This window comes from Sutterella wadsworthensis 2_1_59BFAA, assembly GCF_000297775.1.
In the GTDB taxonomy this organism is placed as follows: Bacteria; Pseudomonadota; Gammaproteobacteria; order Burkholderiales; family Burkholderiaceae_F; genus Sutterella; species Sutterella wadsworthensis_A.
The window spans coordinates 277542-286514 of the sequence record NZ_JH815513.1; the positions used below are offsets into that span (position 1 = coordinate 277542).

Genomic DNA, 8973 nt, shown 5'->3' on the forward strand with positions numbered 1-8973 from the left:
GTCATCGCCGCCTTTGATACATCAGAGCCGACACTTCGACGTTGGGCATTGGAAAGCGGCTTCCCGGACCCTGTAGCCTATCCAGGCATTACTGCGTACCCCATCGCAGCTCTACGCGAGTTCCTGAGTCGCGTAGCCAGAGAATCTCGCAACGCCACAAGCAAAAAAAACCGTTAGTCTTCTTTTTTTCGTCGGTGGGTCTTTTGGTGGGTCTTTTGACATTAAAGCCTCTACAACCGTTGCTATGCCTTAATTCATGAATTCCTCCCCTTCCGCCAAGATTCAGAAAGGCAGGAAGCTTCGGCTTCCTGCCTTTTTTCATGCGTGCGGCGGCGTCCCGGCACATCCCGCATGCCGTCTGCAGTTTTTTTTTCAAACGTTTCTTGACTTTTTCAAAAAACTCAGGCATACTTCGTCTCCTCAGCAAATTCGACGTGTCGACAAAGCCAATCACCACGGCCGGCATGTTCGCTGAACACCTATGGAAGGGTGGCAGAGTGGTTGAATGTACCGCCCTGGAAAGGCGGCATACGGAAATTCCGTATCGAGGGTTCGAATCCCTCCCCTTCCGCCAGAATTCGAAAGGCAGAAAGCTTCGGCTTTCTGCCTTTTTTGCTATTGGGCTCTGGCCGCGCACGCCTGCGCCGTCCGAGCCTGAATCCTCCCGGCAAACAAGGGAAGCTCTTCAAAAGTACCCTGAACAATCGTTTGCATAGAAATTTAGCCTGTGTAATAGACAAAAGTTCTCGGGGCGCAAAGTTAAAGAGGGCTTTTGAAGAGCTTCCCAAGCTTCCCGAACAGCCATGGCACTCTTTTTCAGAAAGCGCATCAAGATTCTTCCCGGCGTCACGCTCAACCTCTCCAAGTCGGGCGTCAGCGCCACGGTCGGCCGCAAGGGCGCGAGCGTCTCGGTCGGCAAGCGCGGCACCTACCTCAACGCTGGGCTGCCGGGCACGGGCATCTACAGCCGCACCCGCCTCGACAAGCCTGCAGGCCGACGCCGCAGCGCAGGAAAGACGAACGCGGAGATCGAAGCGCCCGAGCAGACGGATCCCGTGACGGAAAGCGCCGCCGCGCCCGAGGCGCCCGCCCGTGCGCCAGGCGGTCTTAAGTCCGCCGTCGCGCTTCTCAAGTGCATCGCGCTCCTCGCCTTCATCGGCCTCTGCCTTGCGGGCATCTGGAGCCTTCTCGCCGACTGAGTCCCGTCCGACACGGTTCCGTCATCATTTCCTCCTCGCGGTCATCATCAATTCACGAAGCCGACACGGGATCGTCAAATCGAATTCCTAGACTTTGCTCCATCCGAAGGCCCGGCGCCTTCGGACCATTGTTTGTTGAAGGAATTCATTGTGAAAATCAAGACCGCGACCGCTGCCGTCTCCGCAGCGCTTCTCTCCCTCATTGCCGCCGGCCAGGCCGGCGCCGCCCAGATCTATCCCGTCGATCAGGCCCGCTTCATGACGAACGCCCGCTTCGACTTCAAGATCGAGCTTGACAAGAGCCTCGCCCGCAAGGACGTCACCGTTCAGATCAACGGTGCCGACTACTCCAAGACGCTCTCCGGCAAGGAAGTCTGGATGGAGAAGGAGGATAACGTCCACGGTTCCGCCCTCGTCGTCCGCGACGTCGAGATCAAGAAGCCCGGCCGCTACGAAGTCATCGTCAAGAGCCCCGAAGGCGAAATGCGCGCCAACTGGGACATCTACACGACGCCAGAAAAGCCGGTTGCCAAGAACGTCATCATTCTTCTTGCCGACGGCCTCTCCGTCGGTCACCGCACCGCCGCCCGCATCCTCTCCAAGGGCGTGACGAACGGCATGTACAACGCTCCGCTCGCCATGGACGACATGCCGCACATGGCTCTTCTCGGCACGAGCTCCGTCGACACGATCGCCGCCGACAGCGCCAACACCGCCTCCGCCTACATGACGGGCCACAAGTCGAGCGTCAACGCCCTCGGCGTCTACGCCGACCGCACCCAGGCCAGCCAGGACGATCCGAAGCAGGAGACGATCGCCGAGCTTCTGCGCCGCAAGACCAACAAGGCCATCGGCGTCGTGAGCGACGCCGAGATCGAGGACGCCACGCCCGCCTCCGTCGTCTCCCACACCCGCCGCCGCGCCGACAAGGCCGACATCGTCGGGATGTTCTACAACGTCAAGCCCGAGGTCATCCTCGGCGGCGGCTCCGCCTACTTCCTCCCGAAGGAAACCGCCGGCTCCAAGCGCAAGGACAGCATCAACTACATCCAGAAGTTCGGCGACGCCGGCTACAAGCTCGTCACGGACCGCACGGAAATGCTCAGCGCCGTCTCCGGCCAGACGCCCGACCGCCTGCTCGGCCTCTTTCACACCGGCAACATGGACGGCTGGGTCGACCGCCACCAGTGGAAGGGCAACACCGTCAAGAAGTTCCCGAACCAGCCTGATCTGACCGAATCCTTCGACGCCGCCGTCAAAGTGCTCGAGAAGAACAAGGACGGCTTCTTCCTGACGCTCGAGGCGGGCCTCGTGGACAAGTACTCCCACCCGCTCGCCTGGACCCGCTCCGTGGGCGACACGATCGCCTTCGACAAGGTGGTCGAGCGCGCCAAGGCCTCCTGCGCCAAGAACCCCGACACGCTGCTCATCGTGACGGGCGACCACACGCACTCGATCTCCGTCGCCGGCACGGTGGACGACAACAAGCCGGGCAAGGACATGCGCGAAAAGGTGGGCGTCTATGCCGACGCCGGCTACCCGAACTACGAGGACAAGGACAAGGACGGCTTCCCCGACAACTTCCACCCCTCCAAGCGTCTTGCCGTCTTCTTCGGTGCCCACCCCGACTACTACGAAACGTACCGCTCCTATCCTGACGCCACCTTCAACCCGGCCGTCAAGAACGAAAAGGGCGAATACGTCGCCGACGCCAGGTACAAGGACGTCGAGGGCGGCCACTTCGTCGAGGGCAACCTCCCGCGAAACGAAAGCCAGGGCGTGCACACGGTCGACGATCTGGTCGTGACCGCCCAGGGTCCGAACGCCGAACAGATCCGCGGCTTCATGAACTCCACGGAAGTCTTCCGCGTGATGGCCGAAGCGCTTGCCCTCGGCAAGTAACGGTCACAAGGCCCCTCGCAGGGCCCCGCGCCGGAGGCGCGGCTCCCACGGGAGTCCGCCTCCGGCCTTTTCAATTTTCAGAAACGAGACGCCACCCATCATGCAGCGCCGCCAATTCGTCAAATGCCTTCTTGGGACCCCGCTCCTTGTGGCCGTCCCTGCATTCGCCGCCGTCCCAGAACTCAGGTTTGAGGAGATGTACGCGGGCAACTCCGTCCTCGGCCTTCAGTTCTCCGAAAAGCTCAAGTCGCTCTCGGGCAAGCGGATCCGCATCCGCGGCTTCATGGCTCCGCCGCTCAAGGCCGAAGCCGCCTTCCTCATCCTCACGAAGGAGCCCGTGAGCCTGTGCCCCTTCTGCAACTCCGATCAGGACTGGCCCGACAGCATCATCCTCGTGAGGCTCGCGAGCGAGCAGGCCTTCGTGCAGAACAACCGCCTCATCGAGGTGACGGGACGGCTCGAAACGGGCAGCGAGACCGATCCCGAAACGGGATTCGTGAGCCTCGTGCGGCTCGCCGACGCAAAGTACGAGGTGATCTGATGACGGACACGCTCAAGCTTGAAGGCGTCGGACTCGACGTTCGCGACGGCTCCTCCCTGCGCACGCTCCTCGAGATCGACGAGTTCTGCCTCGAACCCGGTGAAATGATCGCCGTGCGCGGCGCAAGCGGCGCGGGCAAGACCACCTTCCTCAAGCTCGTCTCGGGCATTCTTCTCCCGACGAGGGGCCGCGTGCTCTACGGCGACACCGAGGTCTCCGCACTCTCCGAACCCAGGCGCGACCGCTGGCGCGGCCGGCACGTCGGCTTCCTCTTTCAGGACTTCCGCCTCTTCGACGGCCTCACGGCCCTCGAAAACGTCCTGCTCCCCTTCACGTTCTGCTCGCGCACCGTATCCAACACCCAGCGTCGCGACGCGACGGACCTCCTCAAGTTGCACGGAGTCAATCCCGACACGCGCTCCGAACTCCTCTCGAGAGGCGAGATGCAGCGCACGGCGCTCGTGCGCGTGCTGATGCAGTCTCCCTCGATCATCCTCGCGGACGAACCCACCGCAAGCCTCGACGCCAACCGTGCAGGTCATGCGGTCGACGCACTCATCTCCGCCGCAGGCTCGCTCGGCGCCTCCCTCGTGCTCGTAAGCCACGACGAGCGCGTGCTCGGCCACTTCGAGCGCCACCTCACGCTCGCCGACGGCCGACTCACCCCAAGGATCTGATCCATGAACGTCCTCATGCTTCTTAGGAGCGAGCTGCGCAGAAGCGCCGCCGTGCTCGCAGGCATCGCCGCCGTCCTCGCACTCTCGCTCTCGATCTCGATTGCGACCGGCATGACCGACAGGATGCTGAGGCACGCCTCGGCCCAGGCCGCCGACCGGTTCGATCTTCTCATCGGAGCCAAGGCCAGCCCCTCGTCCCTTCTGCTCGGCGCCGTCTTCCTGCGTGACGAACCCCTTCCCCTCGTGCCACTCTCCGTCATGAAGGACCTTGACGAAAGGCACGGCGTCAAGTGGGCAGCCCCCGTCGCATTCGGCGACAGGGCGGGAGACTCTCCCATCGTCGGCACGACAACGTCGCTCGTCACCTTCGGCGGCACGGTCAGGCCCGCCGAGGGACGCCTCTTCAAGGCGCCCTTCGAGGCCGTCGTCGGCGCCTCGGCCCCCTACCGCATCGGCGACGAAATCGTACCCATGCACGGCAGGACGCCCGGCGCAGGACACGCGCACGACCACGGACGCCTCAAGGTCGTGGGCAGGATGCCCGAAAGCGGCACGCCCTGGGACCGCGCCGTCATGATTCCGATCGAGGCCGTCTGGGCCACGCACTCGATGACGGTGCACGACGAACTCGAGCGCGCCCACGGTTACAACCACGAAGAAGAAGAAGACGGAACGGAGCATGAATATGCGCATGAAGAAGGGCACGGCCGACTGCTCGGCGTCTTCTCCGAACACGACTTCGAGACGCTTCCCGGCGTCTCCGCCGTCGTCGTCAAGCCCGCCTCGTTCGCCGATGCCTACAGGCTGCGCCAGCAGCAGTCGCAGCGCACGCTCTCCGGCCCCGACCGCACGTCGGTCAACCTGATGGGCGTCTTCTCTGGCGAGGTGCTCGTCTCGCTCCACTCGCTTTTGGGCGGCGCGAGCGAGGCCGTGACGATCACGGCCCGCCTCACGCTTCTCACGGCGCTCGCCGCCACGCTCATCATGGGCGTGCTTCTCGGTGAGCTCCGCAGGCCCGCCCTCGAGCAGCTCCGCGTACTCGGCGCCCCGCAGCGCTACATCATGAGCCTCGTCTGGTGCATCGTCATGACGGTCGTCGCTGCGGGGACCGCGGGCGGCCTCGTCCTCGGCTTCATCGGCGCGGAGGCGGCCGCGCATCTGCTTGCCGCCGAAACGGGCGTTGCCATGTCGCCCGCCATGGGCTCGCCCGAACTTCTCGCCGCCGCGGCCACGCTCCTTGCGGGTTCGTTCTGCGCCCTCATTCCCGCATGGCTCGCGGGGAGGCGCCCCATCCGCTGAGCGCTTCGCTCCGAGCCCTCTCAGAGCGCCCGTCTCCTTCGAAGAGACGGGCGCTCGTCGCATCGGGCGTCCGAAGACAATCCGTCATCGAAAATTCACGCAAGCGTCTTCAAGATGTCAACGCACGGTCACGGCGCCGTCATGCGGCCCTGAAAGAATCCGTCCTGCAGGCTCAAGGGAATCCGGGAAAAGCTCAGACCCGAAGCCCTGAAGTCCCGGATCGGGACCGTCGTTGAACAGGGCCTGCTCTGCACAGTTCATGCAGATGTTGTTTTGTGAAAGGAAAATCATGACTCAGATCTCCCGCCGCTCGCTCTTCGGCGCCGCCGCTGCGGCCTCCGTTCTCCCCGTCGCGGGCGGCCTCGCCGCCTTCAGCCCGATCGCAGCCGCTGCCGCCGCACCCAAAAAGGCCCGCACCATTGTCGAAATCGCCGCCATGTCCCCGGTCGACATGGCCCGCGAGAGCGACGTCGTCCAGACCTCGTACGAAATCATCCGCGCGGCCGCCGGCCGTCTGCGCGATCCCGAACTCAGGAAGGCCGTCCTCTCCATCATCGAGAACCCGGCTCCTACGATCGCCTCCGCCGACCAGAGCGCCGTGCTCGCCGCCCTCAAGAAGGAGGGCCTGATCGCCGCCGGCCGCACGTCCGTCTTTCCGAAGTTCTCCGACACCACCCGCTCGCCGCAGCCCACCTGGAGCGCGCCGGGCTCCGGTTACGGCAGCCACCATGCCTATCCGGGCGGCCTCTGCACCCACGTCGCCCTCAACGTCGTCTCCGCCGAATCCCTCGTCGCCGCCTACAACAACATCGACGGCCTCAAGCTCGACTTCGACCACGCCGTCGGCGGTGAAATCCTGCACGACCTGCACAAGCCCTGGGTCTTCCAGTGGGAGGCTGACAATGCCTGCCGCAAGGAGGAGGCCCTCGCAGGCACGGGCGAACACCACGTACTCAGCATCGCCGAGTCCATCAAGCGCGGCCTGCCCGCCGAATTCGTCGTTGCCCAGGCCTGCGCCCACGAGCATCCGGGCAGCGCCTCCGGCGAAGCCCAGGTCGTCGGCTGGCTCCGCGCCGCCGCGATCATCGCGGGCGTCGACCCCGTCAAGGCCGGCCTCATCGCCGCCGACGGCAAGACCCTGCCGCTGCCGCGCCGCATCGAGGGCTGGGTCGTACACCTCGCCGACCACGACTGGATCATCTCCGTGCCCGCCTGCCAGTGGGTCGTCAAGGCCCTTCGAAACCTCGCTGAGAAGAAGTGGGGCGTGCGCGATGAAAAGACCTTCAACGCGCTGCGCAACTACGTGCTCTGCAACCTGACCGCCATGCGCCTCTACGGCATCCTGTCGGCTCAGGGCGAGGAGGCCTTCGCCGCCGACGTCGCCCGCGTAGTCAAGGCCTGATCCGCACAAGACGCCCGAACGACCGTGCGTTTCGCACAAGTCGACTTATGAAAAAGCCGCACCAGACGAGAAAAGCCCGGTGCGGCTTTCATCACATTTGGATGAGAACGACTAGAATGACGATCCCTGCAAGCACTCCAAGGACTCTCCCCGCCATGACCGCCTTCCGCCCCGTTCCCGCCACCGGCTTCATGCCGCTTGCCGCCGTGTTCGACCTCGACCACACGCTCATCGCGGGCGATGCCACGATCGGCTGGACCGAGTATCTCTATGAAAGGGGCGTCGTAACCGATCCCGTCTTCCGCGAGATCAACGAACGCATGAAGGCCTCCTACCACGCGGGCACGCTCGACATCGCCGCCTGGCTGCGCGAGGCGGTTCCCGCCTACTCGGGACTTGACGAGGCCGAGCGCAATGCGCTCGTCTCCGACTTCATCGAGGAGAAGATCCGTCCCATCGCCTATCCGCAGGGCTTTGAGACGATCCGCGCCGCGAAGGCCGCGGGCATGCTTACGCTCATCATCTCCGCCTCCAACGCCTTCTTCGTGAAGCCCATCGCCGAACGCGTCTTCGGCGTCGACGTCGCGCTCGGCACCGAGCTCGTCGTCAGGAACGGCCGCATCACGCCCGAGCTCTCGGGCACGCCCACCTTCCGCGAGGGCAAGGTCGTGCGCCTTTGCGCCGCACTCGAGCACAGGGGGCTGCGCCCCGCCGAGACGGTCTTCTACACCGACAGCCGCAACGACCTGCCGCTCGCGCTCGCCTCGGGCGACTGCGTGGCGGTCAACCCCGACCCCACGCTGCTCGAGGCCGCTCGCGAGAACGGATGGCTGGTGAACGCATGGAAGCTTTGAGACGCCCTTGAGGCTTCTTCCGCCCCCGCCTTTTGCCGACAATTGGGCGGCTTTGATACGAAGGCGCGCGAATATTGGGGTATAGGACCTATACGGTCTGAGCGGCGTACAAACTTGGGCGATTCGTCTCGCAGGGGGCCGAACACTTCGGCTATATTGCATCCTACGGACGAAGCGCCTTGCAGGAGGCGCTCCGGATCCGCAAAACGAACAGACAGAATCTCAAAGGACCGCCTTACCATGATGTTCAAGAAAGTTTTCGCCGCTGCCGCCTCCGCCCTTGCCATCGCCGCCTTCGCCGGCAACGCCATGGCCCGCGACACGTTGCGCGTCGGCACCGAACCCACGTTCGCGCCGTTCGAATTCCTCGACACGAAGACCCAGGAGTTCTCCGGCTTCGACATCGACCTCATCAAGGCCGTCGCCGACAAGGCCGGCTACGACGTCAAGGTCATGAACATGGGCTTTGACGCCCTCATCCCGGCGCTCTCCGCCGGCACGATCGACGTGATCGCCTCGGGCATCTCCATCACCGAAGAACGTCAGAAGAAGGTCGACTTCACCTCCCCCTACTACCAGTCCGGCCTCTCCTATCTCGTCCGCAAGGCCGATGCTGAAAAGATCAAGACCTTCGCCGACCTCAAGGGCAAGACCCTCGCCGTGCAGATCGGCACGACGGGCGCCGCCTACGCCAAGAACGTCGAGGGCGCCCGCGTCTCCGCCTTCAACACGACGAGCGAGGCCTTCATGGACCTCAACGTCAAGAACGCCGACGCCGTCGTGCTTGACCGTCCGGTGCTCGCCTACTTCCTGAAGACGAAGCCGCGCGTTGCCAAGAACCTCCAGCTCTCCACCGAGATCGCCGACGCCGAACACTTCGGCTTCGCCGTGAAGAAGGGCAACGCCGAGCTCCTCCAGAAGCTCAACGCCGCCCTTGAAGAGCTCAAGAAGTCCGGCGAATTCGCCAAGATCGAGGACAAGTGGTTCGCCAAGTAACCTCTCCTCACCAAAGTCCCCGTGCCGCGCCAGCCGCGCGGCGCGCGGGCCGGACTGACCAAAAACAGCACATCACCCGCAGTCCGACAACCTGAAACAGGCC

General features: G+C 64.1%; 9 protein-coding genes and 1 tRNA gene. 9 read left to right on the forward strand and 1 reads right to left on the reverse strand.

Annotation, left to right across the window (positions count from 1 at the left end):
- Nucleotides 1–88: 88 nt before the first annotated feature.
- Entirely contained in the window at nt 89–409 is a 321-nt protein-coding gene (locus HMPREF9465_RS13070; RefSeq protein WP_147645201.1) for a hypothetical protein, read from the reverse strand.
- A 74-nt stretch (nt 410–483) separates the two neighbouring features.
- Here HMPREF9465_RS13070 and HMPREF9465_RS01275 point away from each other — a divergent pair.
- From HMPREF9465_RS01275 to HMPREF9465_RS01315, 9 genes are all read left to right on the forward strand, one after another.
- A tRNA-Ser gene (locus tag HMPREF9465_RS01275) sits at nt 484–574 on the forward strand.
- Nucleotides 575–803: 229 nt separating this feature from the next.
- Nucleotides 804–1199: a DUF4236 domain-containing protein gene (locus tag HMPREF9465_RS12660; protein ID WP_005433343.1), complete on the forward strand. Its 396-nt coding sequence runs from the start codon at nt 804–806 to the stop codon at nt 1197–1199.
- Between the two features lie 150 nt (nt 1200–1349).
- Complete coding sequence (locus tag HMPREF9465_RS01285) at nt 1350–3101, forward strand: alkaline phosphatase (protein ID WP_005433344.1); 1752 nt, start codon at nt 1350–1352, stop codon at nt 3099–3101.
- Between the two features lie 100 nt (nt 3102–3201).
- On the forward strand, nt 3202–3642 hold the full coding sequence (locus HMPREF9465_RS01290) for a hypothetical protein (RefSeq protein WP_005433346.1): 441 nt from the start codon (nt 3202–3204) through the stop codon (nt 3640–3642).
- Complete coding sequence (locus HMPREF9465_RS01295; protein ID WP_005433348.1) at nt 3642–4319, forward strand: ABC transporter ATP-binding protein; 678 nt, start codon at nt 3642–3644, stop codon at nt 4317–4319. Before HMPREF9465_RS01290 ends, HMPREF9465_RS01295 begins: the two co-directional genes overlap by 1 nt.
- A 3-nt stretch (nt 4320–4322) precedes the next feature.
- Complete coding sequence (locus tag HMPREF9465_RS01300; protein ID WP_005433350.1) at nt 4323–5618, forward strand: FtsX-like permease family protein; 1296 nt, start codon at nt 4323–4325, stop codon at nt 5616–5618.
- A gap of 289 nt (nt 5619–5907) precedes the next feature.
- The gene (locus tag HMPREF9465_RS01305; RefSeq protein WP_005433352.1) at nt 5908–7020 is read left to right on the forward strand and encodes a hypothetical protein; all 1113 of its coding nucleotides are present in this window, start codon (nt 5908–5910) and stop codon (nt 7018–7020) included.
- 155 nt (nt 7021–7175) lie between these two features.
- A complete protein-coding gene (locus HMPREF9465_RS01310) occupies nt 7176–7874 on the forward strand; it encodes an HAD family hydrolase (RefSeq protein WP_005433354.1) in 699 nt (232 codons plus the stop codon).
- 240 nt (nt 7875–8114) lie between these two features.
- Nucleotides 8115–8870 (forward strand): basic amino acid ABC transporter substrate-binding protein, encoded by a 756-nt coding sequence (locus HMPREF9465_RS01315; RefSeq protein ID WP_005433355.1) that lies wholly within the window; start codon nt 8115–8117, stop codon nt 8868–8870.
- Nucleotides 8871–8973: the final 103 nt, after the last annotated feature.